Annotated in this window: 18 protein-coding genes; 5 read left to right on the forward strand and 13 right to left on the reverse strand. The window is 37.5% G+C overall.

All coding sequences use genetic code 11. The features are described from left to right. Positions 1-10: 10 nt before the first annotated feature. The 3 genes from ACFSFY_RS15695 to ACFSFY_RS15705 form a co-directional block, all read right to left on the reverse strand. Complete coding sequence (locus ACFSFY_RS15695; protein WP_381539674.1) at positions 11-325, reverse strand: DMT family transporter; 315 nt, start codon at positions 323-325, stop codon at positions 11-13. Position 326: 1 nt separating this feature from the next. Further along, positions 327-671, reverse strand: coding sequence for a DMT family transporter (locus tag ACFSFY_RS15700; RefSeq protein ID WP_381539676.1), 345 nt, complete (start codon positions 669-671; stop codon positions 327-329). A gap of 201 nt (positions 672-872) precedes the next feature. Further along, a complete protein-coding gene (locus ACFSFY_RS15705; RefSeq protein WP_381539678.1) occupies positions 873-2,006 on the reverse strand; it encodes a glycerate kinase in 1,134 nt (377 codons plus the stop codon). Positions 2,007-2,286: 280 nt separating this feature from the next. On the opposite strand from ACFSFY_RS15705, the gene ACFSFY_RS15710 reads away from it, so the two are divergent. After that, positions 2,287-2,712: a hypothetical protein gene (locus ACFSFY_RS15710; RefSeq protein ID WP_381539680.1), complete on the forward strand. Its 426-nt coding sequence runs from the start codon at positions 2,287-2,289 to the stop codon at positions 2,710-2,712. A gap of 81 nt (positions 2,713-2,793) precedes the next feature. On the opposite strand, the gene ACFSFY_RS15715 is transcribed toward ACFSFY_RS15710, so the two are convergent. Continuing rightward, positions 2,794-4,371, reverse strand: coding sequence for an FAD-dependent oxidoreductase (locus tag ACFSFY_RS15715; protein ID WP_381539682.1), 1,578 nt, complete (start codon positions 4,369-4,371; stop codon positions 2,794-2,796). A gap of 138 nt (positions 4,372-4,509) precedes the next feature. Between ACFSFY_RS15715 and ACFSFY_RS15720 the strand changes: the two genes are divergently transcribed. After that, on the forward strand, positions 4,510-5,481 hold the full coding sequence (locus ACFSFY_RS15720; protein ID WP_381539683.1) for a polysaccharide deacetylase family protein: 972 nt from the start codon (positions 4,510-4,512) through the stop codon (positions 5,479-5,481). A 78-nt stretch (positions 5,482-5,559) separates the two neighbouring features. After that, entirely contained in the window at positions 5,560-5,730 is a 171-nt protein-coding gene (locus ACFSFY_RS15725; protein WP_381539685.1) for a hypothetical protein, read from the forward strand. Between the two features lie 174 nt (positions 5,731-5,904). Here the strand turns inward: ACFSFY_RS15725 and ACFSFY_RS15730 are convergent, their stop codons facing one another. Further along, a complete protein-coding gene (locus tag ACFSFY_RS15730) occupies positions 5,905-6,123 on the reverse strand; it encodes a hypothetical protein (RefSeq protein WP_381539686.1) in 219 nt (72 codons plus the stop codon). Between the two features lie 180 nt (positions 6,124-6,303). Between ACFSFY_RS15730 and ACFSFY_RS15735 the strand changes: the two genes are divergently transcribed. Then, positions 6,304-6,678, forward strand: a complete 375-nt coding sequence (locus ACFSFY_RS15735; protein WP_381539688.1) for a carboxymuconolactone decarboxylase family protein — start codon at positions 6,304-6,306, stop codon at positions 6,676-6,678. Positions 6,679-6,770: 92 nt separating this feature from the next. On the opposite strand, the gene ACFSFY_RS15740 is transcribed toward ACFSFY_RS15735, so the two are convergent. After that, complete coding sequence (locus ACFSFY_RS15740) at positions 6,771-7,853, reverse strand: hypothetical protein (protein ID WP_381539690.1); 1,083 nt, start codon at positions 7,851-7,853, stop codon at positions 6,771-6,773. A gap of 440 nt (positions 7,854-8,293) precedes the next feature. On the opposite strand from ACFSFY_RS15740, the gene ACFSFY_RS15745 reads away from it, so the two are divergent. Continuing rightward, the gene (locus ACFSFY_RS15745) at positions 8,294-8,704 is read left to right on the forward strand and encodes a DUF5412 domain-containing protein (RefSeq protein WP_381539692.1); all 411 of its coding nucleotides are present in this window, start codon (positions 8,294-8,296) and stop codon (positions 8,702-8,704) included. A 189-nt stretch (positions 8,705-8,893) separates the two neighbouring features. Here ACFSFY_RS15745 and ACFSFY_RS15750 read toward each other — a convergent pair whose 3' ends face one another. The 7 genes from ACFSFY_RS15750 to ACFSFY_RS15780 form a co-directional block, all read right to left on the reverse strand. Next, positions 8,894-10,195, reverse strand: a complete 1,302-nt coding sequence (locus ACFSFY_RS15750) for a protoglobin domain-containing protein (RefSeq protein WP_381539694.1) — start codon at positions 10,193-10,195, stop codon at positions 8,894-8,896. Between the two features lie 213 nt (positions 10,196-10,408). Beyond that, a complete protein-coding gene (locus ACFSFY_RS15755; RefSeq protein WP_381539696.1) occupies positions 10,409-12,151 on the reverse strand; it encodes a sulfate adenylyltransferase in 1,743 nt (580 codons plus the stop codon). Positions 12,152-12,356: 205 nt separating this feature from the next. Then, positions 12,357-13,508 (reverse strand): Ger(x)C family spore germination protein, encoded by a 1,152-nt coding sequence (locus ACFSFY_RS15760; protein ID WP_381539698.1) that lies wholly within the window; start codon positions 13,506-13,508, stop codon positions 12,357-12,359. After that, a complete protein-coding gene (locus tag ACFSFY_RS15765) occupies positions 13,498-14,958 on the reverse strand; it encodes a spore germination protein (protein ID WP_381539700.1) in 1,461 nt (486 codons plus the stop codon). Before ACFSFY_RS15765 ends, ACFSFY_RS15760 begins: the two co-directional genes overlap by 11 nt. Before the next feature lie 32 nt (positions 14,959-14,990). After that, on the reverse strand, positions 14,991-16,079 hold the full coding sequence (locus ACFSFY_RS15770) for a GerAB/ArcD/ProY family transporter (RefSeq protein ID WP_381539702.1): 1,089 nt from the start codon (positions 16,077-16,079) through the stop codon (positions 14,991-14,993). Between the two features lie 141 nt (positions 16,080-16,220). After that, positions 16,221-17,906: a methyl-accepting chemotaxis protein gene (locus ACFSFY_RS15775; protein WP_381539704.1), complete on the reverse strand. Its 1,686-nt coding sequence runs from the start codon at positions 17,904-17,906 to the stop codon at positions 16,221-16,223. A gap of 234 nt (positions 17,907-18,140) precedes the next feature. After that, a complete protein-coding gene (locus ACFSFY_RS15780) occupies positions 18,141-18,851 on the reverse strand; it encodes a ZIP family metal transporter (protein ID WP_381539705.1) in 711 nt (236 codons plus the stop codon). Positions 18,852-18,861 lie beyond the last annotated feature (10 nt).

Genomic DNA, 18,861 nt, shown 5'->3' on the forward strand with positions numbered 1-18,861 from the left:
ATTTGAATCGTTATCCGAACACTTTCAATCCAACAGCTCCCGCAATGATTAAAGCTAGGAATGAAAGCCGTTTCCAACCCGCCGATTCTTTAAAAAACAATATCCCCATTAATACAGCTCCCGCAGCACCAAGCCCTGTCCAAATCGCATAGGCTGTACCCATCGGTATTTCCTTCATTGCAAGAGCTAAAAACAGGAAACCAAAACCAAATGTTCCAACAATCATAAACAGTCTAATTGGAGATTTTTTTTGTAAAAACAAATTAATACTCATAACGCCAAATATTTCCCCTAGACTTGCAATAACCAGATAGATCCACGCCATATTATTCTCCTCCTTCATAAACAGAGGTCGTTTGTTTATCGTCTGTCGTCATTTTAATTCCGATGACACCTACAATAATTACCCCAATGAAGAACACTTTAGTATATGAAAAGTCCGCATTAAACACTAGGAAGTCTATAAAAACAATAGCCGCAGCTCCTGAACCGGTAAACACTGCGTATACAGTACCCGCTGGAATTTTCTCACATGCTTTTATAATCAAAAAGAAACTAAATATAATCATTATAATCGTTCCAGTCCATTCCAACACGGAATCGGAATAGCGTAATCCAATAACCCAAAAGACTTCGACAATTGCAGCAAATAAAACATAAAGCCAAGCCACGAAACATTCATCCTTTCGTAAATACAACGTACACATACATCTTATCTTAGCAGAAAAACAATTCTATATAAGGTTTCACATTTAATGTAACGACAAATCAACTAACTTGAAGTAGAATGAACCAGCATTTAGTTAGCTTTCTACATACGATTGCGACTCCATTTAGAGTTCAACAATACTAAAAAGCTCTCTACAGTCCGTTCATTTACCTTTGAAATATTCTTCCATGACGTACCATGTTTTCATTCGCAAAAGACGGTAAGCATCATTCATTGACTCCTCGCTTGAAATTTGTTCATCCGTTATTGAATGGAGCTCGGTAAAAATATGTGATAAGTCTTTTTTGCAACTCTTTTCTAGAGTTCCCGAAATTAGAATTACGGGTATCTCCTTTTCCTTGGCAACTTTAGCAATACCAAAAGGTGTTTTCCCTGATAAGGTTTGAATATCTGTCTTTCCTTCACCCGTTAGTATTAAATCCGCATTTTGGATATGTTTTTCAAATGAGATTGCATCCAAAACAACTTCTATTCCCTGTTTCATTTGTCCTTGAAAGAAAGCCTGAAACGCGCCACCCGCTCCCCCTGCAGCTCCTGCACCTTTTTTATTATGAAGCGAAATTCCAGTACAGTCCTTTACAAGATTCGCAAACTTCCTTAGGTTACCATCCAGTGTTTCCACCATTTCTGGTGTTGCCCCTTTTTGAGGTCCGAAAACCGCTGAAGCTCCGTCTGGACCCACAAAAGGATTTTCCACATCACAGGCGATGATGAATTCACTCGTTAAAATTCGTTTATCAAATTCAGTACTGTCTATTTCCATTAACTCCGAAAGTGCACCGCCGCCCCCAGGGATTTCAAACCCTTCTTTGTTCCTGAACTTCATACCAAGCGCACGTAACATTCCCATTCCACCATCATTTGTCGCACTTCCACCGAGACCGATTATGAATTTCCGAAAACCCGCGTCAAGGGCATCAAGAATCAGTTCGCCCGTTCCAAAGGATGTAGTCATTAATGGATTTCTTTCAGTTTCACTTAATAACAATAAGCCCGATGCCTCGGCAAGTTCAATCACACATGTTTCCCCGTCACCAAGAACCCCATATTCCGCTTCTCTTTTTCGCCCCAGTGGATCTAGCACTAATACAGACTTTGTATGTCCATCTGTTGCTTCAACCAAACTTTTCATCGTTCCCTCACCGCCGTCCGCTCCTGATAATAAAACCGTGGTGATGGAGGGATCATATTCACAAAGCCCTTCGGCCATAGCCTTTGCCGCTTGAGATGCTGTTAAACTTCCTTTAAAAGAGTCTGGAATGATAATTACTTTCAAAAAAATCTCTCCTTAAAATCGGGAGCCCGTTGACCAGGACCCAATTATTTTTCGAATAGATTATATGAATAAAATATTTAAAAATCATTATACTAAGTATATCGTTTTTCGGCTTCCTATTCACAGGAATTGTTCATAAAAGAGATGCACCGGTTACAATATTTCCATTGTCCATGATGACCTTGTTTAAAAAATCGCATAACTTCTTATTTAATGTCCCTGATTGTGCACAAACTATTTTCTGTAGTATATTAATAAGAAGTACGGTAGGAGGAAGTATATGAAGTTTTTAAAATTTCTTATTGCATTAGCAATCGTTGTCGGTGGACTTGGTTATGGTCTATATTATTTTGGAACGAATATTGCTTCTGAAAAGATAATGGGTGTTGTATCCAGTGAATTGGAAAACAGTGGCCAAATTGATACCCTGAAAAAGGAGCTGAATCAGAACCCTGAACTCAACAAACTTGTTGAAGAAGGTGCAAACATTGACGAAAGCCAACTCCCTTTTACAACAAAAGAGCAAGCAACCCGTGTTTTAATTAAGAAAATAGGTCTAAGCGAATTACAAAATTTACAGTCGCAAGCTCAAAATGGACTGTCAGAAAATCAATTGCTTGAACTTATAAATAAGATGACTGAAAAACTAACAGATGAAGAAGTTTTAGCACTCAAAGTGATTGCCTATAAAGAACTCAATAAATAAAACAGAGCCCGCAAAGGCTCTGTTTTTCTGTTCTTATGAAAACCACCCGCTCCTCACTATATGCTGCAAATAGGTGCTAACTTAATAGCCGGAGTCTTTTGAAGTTAGATTATCAATCATTTTATAATCGTATTTTTGTAACGGCTTTTCTGCAGGGCCCTCAATTACTTCACCAGTATACGAAAATCTTGATCCGTGACACGGACAATCCCACGTCCGATCCCCATTATTCCACTCCACTTCACACCCAATATGTGTACATGTAGTATCTACGATATGCAACTCACCATCATCGTCCTTATAAGCACCTTTTCTATGGCCATCCAAAGTTACAACGGCACCTTGCCCTATTTCTAATTCTTCGGGATTTGTTCTCGAAGACTCTAGTTTCCCCTTAATTAATTGCCCAACAACATTTGCATTTTGCACTAAAAAGTTTTTCAAACTCGGATTGGCGTAGAATCTGGAAGGCTTATATAGTTTCTGAAACTTATTTTCTTTTCCCAAAACCATATCACGAAATAGTAATGCAGCTGCTGTCCCATTAGACATACCCCATTTTCGAAAGCCTGTCGCTATCAAGATTTTTGGTTGCCCCGGAGTGATTTCTCCTATATATGGAAGTTTATCTAAAGTCACCAAATCCTGTGCCGACCATCTATACAGAATTTTTTCAAGACCAAAAACCTGTTCTCCGAATTCCTCCAACGCATTATAATGTTCCATCGTCTCGACCCCTTGACCGGTTTTATGATTTTCCCCAACAATCAGGACTATCTCTTCACCGTTCATCATTACAGACCGAAAAGACCGTGTTGGCTCATCGGCACTTATATAAATGCCAGGCGGAAACTTCTTTTTCGCTTTGACAGCAAGAGCATATGAACGATCTGCATGCATTCTTGCCGAATAAAGCCCAGCACCTTCGTAAAACGGAAAATGCGTACAAGCGAGAACGTAATTTGCGGTGATGCGATGATCTCCACGCGTGAGAACGGTAGGTCGATCACCCGTTTCAACATTGACTGCTGTTGTATTTTCAAAGACTTTCCCTCCTTTGTCCATAAACAACTGAATAAGATGAACCAAGTATTTAGTTGGGTGAAACTGTGCTTGATTTTTCATAACTAATGCATTTTCAACTTCAATATCGAATGGAATCGTGTCTAGTAAGCCCCCCTCAATATGAAGCTTTTCATATGCCTCAGCTTCTTTCTCAATTTTTCTTTTGAATTCCTCACTGGTCGAATAAATAATTGCATCTTGTGTAGTAAAATCACAGTCGATTGTATGCTTTCCCACAGTTTCCGCAATAAAATTTAGCGCTTCCGTATTCGCTTCGTAATACATTCTTGCGTTGCTTCTCCCAATATTTCGTATGAATTCATCGTAAATCAGATCATGTTGAGCAGTAATTTTGGCCGTTGTATGACCCGTTGTTCCATTCAATACTTTGTCCGCTTCTAACACAACAACCTTCAAGCCTTCATTTGCCAAAAGGTAAGCGGATGTAATACCTGTTATACCCGCACCAACAATAACAACGTCCACATCAAGATTTTCATTTAAACTTGGGAAATCAGGGAAATCCATATCTGCTCTCCAATAGGATGCTGTATCCTTCGGCAACAAACTATCTTCATTCGTATTACGAATCATATAAAATCCTCCAATTCAGACTTTTCCTTACTAGGATTCCCATAGAACCTTCACTTAATCAAAAACAGTATAGTCTTTTGCTGAAAGGGAACGCTACGATTACAAGCATCATTAAAATATTATGCAAGGAGAAGTTAAATGAATAGAAAATACTTCCTACCACTTACTGTCCTTTCAATTTTCTTCCTAGCCATTGTCGCTATAAGCCTATCGAAAACAAGCACTACAAAAACAAATCTCGGAAGTTCTATGACCGTTTTCTCAGAAATGAAAGAAGATCAGCTTTACAAAGAAATTGAAGAATACAATGGTATACATGAAATATTGCCGATTGATGCAAAGCTGGATCCAATTTGGAAAGCGATTCCCGGTTACAACGGTCTAAGTGTCGACCTCGAGGCCAGTTACAATAAAATGAAAACTTCCGGAAAGTTCGACGAAACAAAAATCGTTTTTACAGAGGTATCTCCTAAGATTCATTTGGACGATTTAGAACCATCTCCTATTTACCGGGGAAATCTTGAAAAACCGATGATTGCTTTACTTATTAATGTTGCTTGGGGTGATGAACATATCCCTGGAATTCTTAAAACACTAAATGAGTCCTCAGTTAAAGCAACGTTCTTTTTTGACGGCAGTTGGGTGAAAAAGACTCCACATTTGGCGTCTATGATTTACCTAGAAGGCCATGAAATTGGGAATCATGCGTACAGTCACCCCGACCTAAAGTTGCGGACCCCGGATGAAACAAGAATGGAATTACAAAAGACAAATGATGTCATTCAAGAAGCCCTTGAACTAACACCTAAATGGTTTGCACCCCCTAGCGGAAGTTTTAATCAAACAACAATCAATGTCGCCAATGAACTTAAGATGAAAACAATTCTGTGGACGGTGGATACAGTTGATTGGAGAAAGCCTTCAACGAACGAAATGGTCCAACGTGTTGTAGCTGCTGTTGAAAATGGCTCAATGATTCTGATGCATCCTACAAAGCCTACAGAAGAAGGCCTCGAGACGATGATTGATGAAATTCAAAATAAAGGATTTCAATTAGGTACCGTGAGTGATTTAATGAGTGAAAAACGTTTAGAAAATAAAAATCCCTAGATCAGACGGAATGGCTTTACTTACCATTAATAATAAATGTGTTATTGCACATAGTAGATGTACGGAGGTGAAACATCCATGACAAACAACAATAATAGAAACCAAAATCAAAACCAAAAACAAAATCAAAATCAAAATCAAAACCAGAAACAAAACCAGAACGACATGCGTGAAGAATTTGGTTCTACATTTGATGTAGATAAGTTAAAGGAGCAAACGAATACGAAACAACGCAAAAACCGCTTCTAAACGAATCTAAATATATGGATGATCATCACCTGCCGGCAGAAGTATATTCTACTGCCGGTTTTAGCATGTATTCGTTTCATAAAACCAAGGCGGCATTTGTTTTATGAAACAGGAATAAAGAAAGCTCTTGTTCATTAGTATTCGAATTCCTCGACCCTTCAGAGTAGAATCTAGTTATTGTAAATAATTCTCCATTAAACCGCGAACCTTCATTTCTACATATGTTAAATGCATTTCTCCAAGATCACTTTCAGGTTTGGGTTGATACCAGTTAATTGCGCCATCATCAAATAAGCCGTGGTATTCTGCTCCTTCATAGGTGAGCGAGAACTGATGGATCTGATTTATGCGTCCTTCAAACAATGGTTCCTTTACTTGAAAATTCTCAATCACACAAACAGCCTCCTTTTTTATTCTAACTGTAGTATGTTCCATTGCTTATCATACTAACCGCATAAAATTGCAGATACTTATGAACTTGCGGCGTTTTAGAAGTTGAAGCTCGATACATAATTCAGTGTCGAATACCCATACTACATATTGTGTAATCTTAATTAGAGCGGAGTGAACAAAATGGAAATGAATGAAGAGGAACTGCTTAATTATTTTGACCATTCAATCACAGATTATAAAGAAGGCAGCAGTAGACTACAAAAACTTCTACCAAAAGTTGCTCAGGGCTATTTTAATTTTACTGAAGCTTCTTTTGAAGAAGGTGCAATTGGAAAAAAGCAAAAACATCTTACCGCATTAGGAATCAGCATATTTGCTCGGGAAGAATATTGCATTATGTACCATACGAAGATTGCGGTTGAACTTGGCATGAATGAAAATGAATTAATGGAAGTAATTGCGATTAGTTCGGCTCTTGGTGGGGGAACAGCTTTCTCTCAAGGAGTTACATTGGCATTAGACACATTTGATTATTACAGTGAACCTGATCACTAAAGAACAACTTACTAAAATAAAAAGGTGTCTTGTTTCAACACAATTTCAATTCGTGTTGGACAAGGCACCTTTTTAATCTATATATTCAGCACTTATGCTGTAAAAGACTCGTTGTTAATGACGATTTGATCTGCACGGAATGGAATACTAATGTCTACTGTATAGTAGGAATCTAAAATGCTGTAGAATTCCATCCACAAGTCATCTAATGACTCGTACTGGGTACTTTCTTCTTGTTCAATAATCTGCGCATAAATCCCTTCCAATTTTACATAATCCTTATCAGAGATTTCATAATCATAATAAGAAATCTGTTCCTCAAATGTTGGCATTGGATAAGCTATAAGATAGTACGGTCGCATAGCTAAGTCAAACGCTTCCCATTTCTCCATTGCCTGCTCAAAATCTTCATCATAATTCGTTTGGATTGCATCCTCATATAATTGTTTGATTATAGGGAAATCTACTTCTGATATAACGAGCTCCGAACCTGAAATATACTCTTCAAATGTGGGCTCCACATAATAGCTATTGACGATTTTATCAAACTGCTCCATTTTAGTATAAGATGCTTCGTCCTCTCCGCTTTTTACTAGTGCAATCCACTCACTATACAATTTCTCCAAAAGAACTCGGTCCTCACTTGTAAATGGGTATTCAAAATAACGTATATATTCTTCAAATGACTCCGGTTCCCAATTTACAAGATAATAGGGTTGTGTAATTTTATCGATTTGACCCCATATTTCAGAAGATTCTTCCCACAACTCTTGCTTATCAAAAGCTTGTGCCTGATTATAAAGATTTTCTATTTCGACAAGCTCATGTTCCGTCACTCCAGCAGGAAGCCATTTTACATATACTTGAAATGTATAAAAATCTGAAACATTTTCCAAAACTTTACCATTTATTTCTAAGGATGCACCTACTAATAAGTTCATAGACTGTAATTGTTCATCCGTAAACGTATGAAGACCTACATGATAACGTTCTCCATCTTCTCCTAAAACAATTAGTTCACTTCCCCAGTTTTCAACAATTGTGCCTTTGATAAGCTGCCCAACTTGATCATCACTATCCGTGATTTCTAAGGATGCAGACGTTGAAAATGGCATTAGTAATCCGAACCAAAGCATGAATGCAGCGGTTGCTATAAAACTCTTTTTTCCTTTCACTTTGAATTTCCCTCCCTTTTTTAAAGTTATATACATTAGACGGCCGTTAATATATTTTGATTTCAAAATATTTAAACTATTACAATTAATATTCACTCTTTTCCTATTTGTTAAACATCTATCCCCTCTACAATATGCTTTGATGTTTATAAATCATCAAAAAATAAAAACTTTAAGTCCAATGGTAGGACTTGAACCTATGGCCCAATGTTAAATAGACCTGTAACTCTTCAAAACAGCTCATTTTATACCTGGATATTGTGAAAACAACAAGGGCGAGGCACAGCTGCTTAGTTTTCAACATTCTGAAAAGAGAAACCTTTCATACCTTATAAACGTATTAATAACAGAACTACTGGGGGGGTTATTCATTGAATCCAATCGTTTTAACTACCATACTTGCTTCTTTGCTAGTTTCCACCATAAAGGGGAGTATTTGAATGAACACTAAAGAAGATCTGGATATTATTAAAATAAAAAAGAAAGTTCTTAAAAATATGTTAATAACGTTCGCGATAGTCACTTTTCTTTTTGTTGCATTCGTTGGTTACGGAGTGTATTGGGCGTTCTTTGATATGAATAGATTGTCAACAGGAGAGTACCTCACCGAAGAAACATCTCCTGATGGAAAGTACACCCTAATAGCATATGTCGTGAACGGAGGCGCTACAGTGTCATATGCCGTTCGTGGTGAGTTGGTTTTTAATGAAAAAGTTAATAAAACCAAAACTATTTATTGGAATTATAAAGAGGAGACTGCAAATATAACTTGGACAGATAATGATACAGTAGTGATTAATGGGCATTCTTTAAACGTACTAAAAGATAAATTTGATTTTAGAAATCAATAATCTGTTATTCAATCGATGTACGTATTTTCCCTGAAATTAATTTGAAAGACCGCCATTCTATATAAGAATTGGCGGTCTTTTACATGTTCTATTTAATGCTTGGCACCTTTCACCAAACGAGTTTATAGTGTTGAATTGCTCCATTTATAAGTAGTTTGAGATATATTGATGCCCCAGCTATAAATCTTTTTAAAGCTCTTCAATTGTTTCTATTAAACCATCTGAAGAGTGTGCCAACGTTTCTATAGCAGCATTCAATTCGTTCAGAATTTGTGATATCATTATGACCTCGTCATTTGATCGTTCACTTTGTTCTTGAATTCCCGCCATTGCCTCGACAATATCATTAAAGGATTCAAAGACTTGATCTGTTTTTTCAACACTTCCATGGATTAAATTATGCATATCGGAAATAGAGGTTGTCATTTCACCAATTCCATCATCCGTTTGCTGAATGAGATGCGTTACTCCAACAATTGCACTTTTCGTTTCCTCTGAGAGCTTGCGAACTTCGGAAGCAACTACCGCAAATCCAGCCCCATGTTCCCCAGCACGTGCCGCTTCAATTGCTGCATTCAGCGCAAGTAGGTTTGTTTGATTGGCAATTGTCGTGACCAAATCAACGATTTCTCTAATTTGATCAGAAGAAATTTTCAGTTGTTCCATTTTTTTCACCAATTGCTCTATACTTTCGGCAATCGATTTCATTTGACTTGCATGTTCCATCATTAACTGATTGCCAATTGCTGATTTTTGTTGTGTCGCTGTGACAAATGATAAACTTTGAGTAGTGAAGTTCTTAATGGTCTCCGTTTGACTTGCCAACATATCAACCGATGCACTCGTTTCCTCGCTAACAGCCGCCAGTTCTTGCGCTGTTCCATATACGTTTTGTTTCACTGTTTCTTTTAATTCAGACTCTTTTTGTCGTATGGATGACTGGCCTTCTTCGTAAGATTCCAATACCAACTGTTGCTCCAAATTCAATATTTTATTAAAAGAATTCAAGGCATTTATTTTATCTTTTGAAGGAATCGATAATGTGCCAATAAAGGTAGAAAATTCATAAAATAGAGGTTCAAACGCAGCCATATACCATTTAGGCTCTAAACCAATAACCACATGCACACGAGCAATTGTTTTACGCTGAAGTAGATAATTTGCATCAATACGCCCTTCAAACATTTCCAATATATGTTTTCTTAATGTTACTTTTAAACGTTCAACACTACTATTATCATCAATGATTTTCATAAGAGAAGCCTCTACCTCAATAGCTTTGTAAAAGGAGTCCACTCCTTTTGCAATCATAGGTTCCATATAAGGTTTCAACTGTTTAAGCGTCGCTAAGTCCTTTTCTGTTAAATGAATCATAGCGAGTTGTTTTTGAACTTCGGGAAACTTTTCAACATCAATTTCACCCAGAACGGTATCCGAGAATTGAATAGATAACCCCTCTTTAGCCTTGAACTTTCTTGAAAAGATAGCCATTACGAATCTACATCCTTCTTATATCATTTAATCGTTTCATTTTCTTAAAACAGTACCCTCGGAATCTACTTTAGTCTTATTATTCTTCCTTATATAACAATCTTACACGAATCAGGTTCAACTTCAACAGTCCTATTGAACTATTAAAAAGTCGATTCAAACACAAATAGCCTGTCAATCCAAAATCAATTGACAGGCGCAACACTCTTTTAGTTATTTTTCACTGTTTCCAGAAGTATCGTCTTTCGGTTCATCGCTGCCGCGATATCGACTATACGGAAGTATATTCCAAGTCCGTTCCTGTACTTGGTCCGCATGAAGTACTTTCGGAATTTCTGTAAGAATCTTTTTAGCAATCTCAAGTTCTCGCAGAGACTCTTGCTTGTCTTGATACATAAATTCATCTGAAGCGGTATCTGGAGCTTGCTCTACTTTTTCTTCCAAATCCTGAATAACCATTTTCTGCTGTACCTTTAAGGATTCCCGAGCGTCTGTTATCCATTCAGGCTGTAAATTACGATTGGTATCGCCAACACTTGTGTACTCGTCAAAAATGTCTGTATAAATGCGACCCGCATTGGAACGAACATCTAAGTTGGCTGCCTCTAGATCTTGATTGGTCAGCTCTTCAACAGTAATCGGTGTCAGACGTTTTCCGCCACCAAGCCTCGTTCTTTCCAAGTAAAATGGGAAGATACTTTTAATTGTTTTCCCTACAGGTAAAACCGCATTTCCGCTTTCGTCTAATCCTTTAGGTTGTACTCCTTGCATAGCGATTCGAGCCGATTCGGGTCGAACAATTTCTTTCGGCGGCATAATACCATGACGCAACAATTCTCGGATACCTGTTCCAGAAATATTTATTCTAAAACGCTCGTCGTGTGGACATGATTGACCGGTAGCTGGGCTATCGCAACGCGTACAATAGAAGACCTCATGATATAAACGAACGTCTATCCCAAGCTCTACTGGATCAAACTCGTCGAATATACTATGACTTGCGTACTTATCGTAATACTCCCCAATTCCCGCATGATCCCGACCAATAAGTGCATGAGTACAACCATAATTCTTCATGATTAAAGCATGTAAAACAGTTTCACGGGGTCCTGCAAAAATATATGTTACTCTAAGCGGCGCTAAAATGGAGCGACCCTTTGGATAATACGTATCTAAAACAGCCCTATAGGAAAGCATTCGGAATTCATGACGCGTATACTCTCGCTTAGCCATTTCAACTAGGGGTTGCAGAAGTAAACCGTCGATTTCCTCCAATGCATTTTTATGAATGTATTCATGTCCTCGATGTAAAGGATTAGCCCCTGTAATAAAACCTGCTGTAGATCGAAACTTCTTGACCTCGTAAAAATCATGCCAAGTATCTTTAGGCTCCAATCTCAGTTTTTCAAATGGCCCCCAATCTACTCGTTGTAACAGTTTAATAGGTCCACCTAAAGCAGTATCACCCATTCGTCTAAAAACAGCATCTACGCCTGGATGATTTCGGTCTGTCGTACCAAATAGATGAGACGCACGATAGTCTTTATCGTATTCAAAAATGTCTTCTATTTGGAGAATCGCAACAGGATTGTTTTTTTCATCGGCAAGTGTCACTTCATCGCCAATCGATAATGTTTGAACAACTTCTTTATTACGATTTCCAATTGGGGCAAAACTGAGTGGTGCCGGCCATATTAATCCATTATCCAATCGGCCTTTTGTAAGCACCGATTTATAGTCAATTTCATTCATAAAGCCTTCATTCGGCGATAAAACTCCCGTCGCAATCATTTCAAGTGTGATAACCGCTTCCATATCTACCATAATTGTAGGCAGTTGCCTTGCTCTCACCAGTTCCTCTTCCCGCTCTATACCCGTCAATACTTTATCTATTAATTTACCGCCGTGTGGCTGTTGTGGATAGTTGGCAAATCTATTATCATCTGTAGTAGTCATATATTCTTTTCCCCCTTAAAATAATGCACAATTAGCATTCATCTCTATTTATAGAACCTTCCTTATTCTGAATATTACCATACTTTAGACTTAATAAGAAGACTAAACTTTCGGAAAGCACACAGAATTATGAACAAAAAGATGCCGTTTTTGAAAGTGAAAGACGGCATCTTTTTGTTTACCATATAGTTGCATTATGCAGTAGCTACTCTTTTTCAATTGTTTCTTTAAATGATTTCCTGTCCGATTTAAGCTGACTAATATGCACGGTCAGATTACGAATCGAATCTTCGTTTAATTCTATTTTGCCATCCTTTTGGTGTTTTTTCCATGCGTTCACGTTTTTTCGATACAGTTGCTCAGAGAAACGATAAACATCAACATCCATTTTTATCGCTTCTTCAAAAGTAGCTTTAATTTGATTTTCAACTTCTTTTTTCACACCCTTTTCAACATCATCAGCCGTCACTTTTCCTTCAACGACATCTAGAGTTACTTCCATATCTACAGCTACATCAAATCGAATCGTACTGCTTTCCACTATCGGTTGTATGTTCACCTTCATTTTTTCAATAATCGTCGTTGTATATGAATCGTCATTCGTTTTAAATGTAACCTGGCCTCTTTCTGTATCATTCGTCATCCACTGAAGTCCTCTCGCTTTATCCCCTTCGATGTATCCTTTAAAACCGTTAGGTGTCACCACGCCTACTCCTGACAAAACTGGAGCGTCAATCATCTCTTTATTCGATTTCCAATTTCCTTCAATGCTTATCAAAGGAATCAATGCTTCATGTCCTGGTTCATCCATGTCAATAATTACTTCACGGAAATTCATCGGCTTTATATAAGATTCCTGCGAATAACCGGCTTCAGGATCATTCAAGTTGGACAAAGTGATGGCCCTATTTAGGACTGGCCTGACCAATAGAACATCTTGCACGGAGTCTTTTGTAACATACACCCAAATTTGATAGCGCGTTTCTCTATAACGGACAAGACTGTCAATTACCGGACTAAATTTCATGTTGTTCATTGCTTCTTCGGATATGACTACATAAGAAAAATGACCCCAAAATACGGTTTGGTCCATTGAATGATACAAATTTATAACAGCTTCATTTAATGATTTCCCTTTAGAGTAGCCAACTTCGGCCTGAGGTTGGTCTGTTGTGGGCAATTCTGTTTTAGCGACATTGGCAAAACTAATTATTTGTGCATATACCTCATATTGTTCATCCTTGAAATCCACACCGAGCGCATTGACATAGAGCATACGTTCGGGCTCTTTACTATCCCAACAACCCGTTAACAGTAACGTGAGAAACAATAGTAAAAAAAACCTTTTATTTTTCATTTTTTCCCTCACTAGTTCGAGTTTTATCGATTGGATTTATTTCATTGGGTCGCTCTTTATAGGCTTCCGGTGGTAGACGCAAAAAGCTTTTCTTTATTGTATCCCAGCTTAAATCCGCTGAAGTATTAATATACGGAACACCAAACACTCGAATATTTGATAAATATAGAACCATCAAGAAGAAGGACATATAGAATCCGAATAATCCTAGAAATGCAGTTAGAAAAATGAAACAAATACGCATTACACTTACCGCGGTCACTAGCGTCTGATTCACAAGTGTAAATGTCGCAATCGTTGAAGTTGCAATGATGACGATCATTGCCGGACTTGTAATTCCAGCCCTTATCGCAGCATCGCCAATAATCAGCCCACCTACTACACCGATTGTGCCTCCGAGGGCAGACGGTAGACGTAAGCCCGATTCGCGAAACAACTCAAACATAACGACCATAAGTATCATTTCTAGCGCAGAGGGCAATGGCAAACCAGTATTCGCTTGTACAACTGTCGCTAATAATTGATAAGGCAGTTGGTCTTGATGAAACGTTGTCAAAGCAAGCCAAAATGCCGGCAAAAGTATACCAATTGCCATACCAAGTAAACGCAATAATCTTTCCAACGAACTGTAAATAACTGAAGTTTCTAGATCTTCTCCCGCTTTTAACAATAAAAACAAATTAACTGGTGTAATAATCGCATACGCTACACCATCCACCAATATGAGAAAACGTCCTTTAACAATTGATTGAACCGCCTTGTCCGGCCTCCCAGTATAATCATTTCTCGGGAATAACTTATCACTTTTATTCACTACTTCCATCAATGAATCTCCACTTAAAACAATGTCTGTATCTACTTTTTTAAGTTGTTTTTTTATGGCATACAATATTTCTTTACTCGCAATATCATCAAAGTATAAAAGAGCGACCTTCGTTTTTGAGCGTTTACCCAATTCGAACTTCTCCACACATAAAGAATTGGTTGGCAATCTCTTTCGAATTAAAGCAATATTTACGGAAATATCTTCAATGAAGTTATCTCTAGGTCCTTTTATGGGAGGACCTATTTTTGTTTCTTCAGGACTTCTATTTGGCTTTCTTGCTATATTACTCGATATCAAGATTTCTACATCCTCAAAATAGAGGAGCACATGTCCAGTGTAAACGAGTGATATGGCATCTTTTTTCGCTTTAACTTGTTGAAAACTCGGAAGATGTAACTGAGTAAGATTATCCTGGTCAATAGAGGTATCCTTCAAATCATCCATAAAAATGGAGACACGTTTTACAACAACTTCATTTAAGAGCTGTGAGTCAACCATTGCATCACATGTGATAAACGTAATTTTATGGTCGTTGAATGTATATTCCTGAAACTGAACATCTGCAGATTTTTGAAATATACTTTTAAAGGTGCTGATATCCAATTCTTTTTCAGCAGACTGCATATCTATTCACCATTTTCCGCATCATTTTTTCACTATACCTTCTTAGATTTTTTTCCTGAAATAAGGGCAATGAGTCCTAAAAACAGGGATAACAAAAACATAAACACAAAGTTTCCAACCAATAAATAATCTCCCTTAATCAGAGTAAAAACATGGTCCTTCAGAAGAAATAAGGACAAAGTTGCAAAGAAAAATACAGGTCCAAGTATTCGAGCAATACGTTGTCTGTCACCTGTCATCTTCAATAAATCTGCCGCTATATACAATAAGAGTCCCACCCTTATTAAGCCGCCCGTTAACCATTGATAAATCGATAAAAAATCGAAATGCTGAATATAAGCTCCAAGCGACCCAAGACCCCATTCCTCATAGGCAGGGTATCTTAGTTTGGTTGCTTCAATGGGACCAAACTCTGTAATTGCTCCAATTGTAGGGCCCAATGTCAAACCCATTAAAATAAAAAGCATGACTGCAAAATGATACCATCGAAAGCTGTCCTTAACTTTTTGTTGAATAAAAAGGAACAATAAAATTTCTACAAATCCAGACGCAGGAAAAACTGCTGATTTAAGAACAGGTTGAAGGCCATGTTCAAAAAATGGCCGAAGCAACTCGTAATTTTTCACTTGCATATTTGTAAACGCAATAAAAAAACCAAGTACTGTCACCCAAAAAAGTACGAATACGTTCACCATAGCGATTGTTTGTAAGTTTGTTGAAACAAGTAAGATGCATACAATGGTATACACGATTAACATTAGGGGAATAGGTGTCGTAGGTAAAAACATTGCCGAAATCCATTGCAAAGTCTCCGCCATTGTGAATGCGGCTAAAACGATTAATACAATTACTATTGTATAACGCACAATAGCCGTAACAGTTTTCCCAATCTTTATTTCCACCCAATCCATAAGAGGTTCTCGATTGGATTTAGTATGGATGTAAACTAATAGAAATATCCACGGAAAGGTAATTAATGCAGCCAAAAGAATTGAGATCCAACCATCTCTTCCCGCTCCTTTTAATACGGACGGTATGATTGTTACGTGGTTTTTTAAACCAATCATCGTCATTGATAGAAAAATAACGTGTAAAATGCTAATAGAACCGACACGATTCATATGAAAACCCTCTTATGTTTTTATAGTTACTAGCTTTGACAACTATATTTGGAATTATAAGCAATAGAACGTTTAATAAAGAAAACAAAAAAAGAGGACATCGAAATTATTCCGATGTCCTCTTTTCTGTTTACATACAATTTACACTTTAAATTCTTGAATCATTTCTTGTAAGTTTATTGCTTTTTCACTTAAATCTCTTGCAACAGCATTGATTTCTTCAATTGTTGCCATTTGTTCTTCCATAGCAGCAGAGGTCTGCTCTGTTTGTTCCGATGCGTTGCTGGCGTGACCTGCAATTTCTGTAACGGATGAAGACACTTCTTCCGCACTCGCTGATATTTCTTCAGTAGCAGCTGATATTTCTTCAATCTGACCACTCATTTTCTGTATCGCTTCAATTATTGACAAAAATGATTTTCCAGCTTCCTCAATAACTTCAACACCATGTGAGGCATTCGTTAAACTTTCCTGGACAGAAGACTCAACATCTTTTGTATCTGTCTGTATTGCAAGAGTCAATTTCGTAATTTGGCTTGCAGAAGTTCTGGATTCCTCGGCAAGTTTTCGCACTTCATCTGCGACAACCGCAAATCCTTTTCCATGCTCGCCCGCTCGTGCAGCCTCAATTGCGGCATTGAGAGCAAGAAGGTTTGTCTGTTCTGCAATACCTGTAATTACACTTGTAATGTGTTCGATTTCAGCAGACTGTTCGCTCAGTCTCTTGATCATGACATTCGTCTGGGTAGATGAATTATGAATGACAGCCATTTGTTGTTTAGCTGTTTCCATCGTTTTTTCGCTTGCGTATCCAATATTCATTGTCATTTCTGCACTTGAATGCAATTCCGACGTGGATTCAGCAATCCGTTGTACGCCAGATGCAGTTTCTTCCATTGCAAGAGAACTTTCACTTGCAGAAGCTGCAGATGTTTGTGAACCAATAGAGATGGCTTCAATTGATTTTGAAATCTCTTCTGAAGAATAGGCGACCTCATTCGTGCTTGCAGAGAGTTCCTCCGCCGAAGCTGTTAAATGAAGTGCATTGTCATTGACATCGCCAATCAATTTACGAAGATTATGCTTCATTTCATTGAACGTAACAGCTAAATCATGAAGTTCATCTTTCGTATTGACTACAACATCTTGTCCAGTCAAATCACCTGAAGCGATGACTGCAGATTCAATAGTTATTCGGCGAAGTGGTCTTGAAATAAGTCGAGTAATATACGTGGCTATCGCTCCACCTAAAATCAAAGCAACTACACTGGCAATTATTAAGCCAAGCTTTGCTGAAGAAGCAGTATTTTCCGCTTTAGCAAGAGCGATTTCTAGTTGTTCGTACTGATAACTTACCATCATGTCTACATTTTCACGAATTTCTTTATTCACGGTTGCCATTTCATTTTCCAACAATACCATTGCAGCTTTCATGTCATTTGCATCTTTTAACAGTATAACTCGGTCAACCAATACTCTGTATTCCTGAGACTTATCCGTGGTCTTCTCGAGATAACCTTTCATTTCTCCTGAATTGACCATGTTTTGAAGTACAGTAATAGCCTTTTGCATTTTTTCATAGTGACCATCAAATGTAGTCAAATCTTCCTTATTTCCTTGCAGTAAATAAGAACGGATATATAGGCCTTGCAATGCACTTTCCCTTTCCACAGCATTCGCTTGCATCGCTTGTGCAACTCGATATTCAATCATCTCTTTATAGTCCTTCTCAATTTCATTTAATTCATAATAATTCCATGTTGAAGATAACAGGATGATTATTAGGATAACTCCAAAACCCGTATATAACTTTCTAGCAATTGTCACTTTTCTTCCTCCTTGTTCGACTCGCTTTCACTATTATTATGTAGAATAATAGATTACGAATTCTCCATTTTATCTCCTTAATATCGGCTTTATTCTTCAAATAATTAGAAACTGAAGATATGTTCTTTTATTCTAAAAACATAAAAAAGAGTACTTGTGCTAGGAGCAAACATGAAATACAATCACGCTTCCACTTAACACACGTACTCTATTCCAACTATGTAGCCGGTTATCTTATTTAAAATAAAGCATATAACTACCCATTAGAAAGAACGTAATCACGGCAACTACAACGCTGTATCTATTGGAAGAATGTCGAATGGATTGGGGGAGAATTTCTTTCATTGTCACCATATAAATCATTCCTACAACCAAGCTCATTAAAAATGCCCACAGCAAATCATTGCTCAAATGCATGACTTCCCCCAAAAGGGCTCCAATCGCAACTGGAGAAGAAACAAGAAAAGATATGAAGAGCATCTTTATCATTCCAGAACCCGCTAAAAATAGTGGTACAAATAGGATCATACCTTCTGGAATATTGTGAAGGATTATGACTTTTAATAAAGATTGCCCAGCATCAGAGAGTTCTAGAGATCCAATAACGACACCCATCGGCAAATTATGAAGCGAGAATACAATCGCCAAATAATACATCGATGTATGGGATTTATTTAAACTCATGGATTTTTTCTGAATTCCTATATGTAAAAGTTTAAACAGTACTATGCCTAGAAAAAAACCTATTGAAAAAATACCCCAATTACCCATTTGAATTGCCTCAGGTGCAATTTCAAAACTAATTAAACCTAAAATAAGTCCTGTACATACTGCATAGATTGTCCCGATGCTTCTACTAAATCCGTTAATAAAATAAGCAATCCCACCACCTATTCCCACCCCAATAAAAGTAGCTAAAAACCCAATCAGCCAAGTATTCGTCAACATACCATCC

The organism is Sporosarcina siberiensis, assembly GCF_042681925.1.
Taxonomy (GTDB): Bacteria; Bacillota; Bacilli; order Bacillales_A; family Planococcaceae; genus Sporosarcina; species Sporosarcina siberiensis.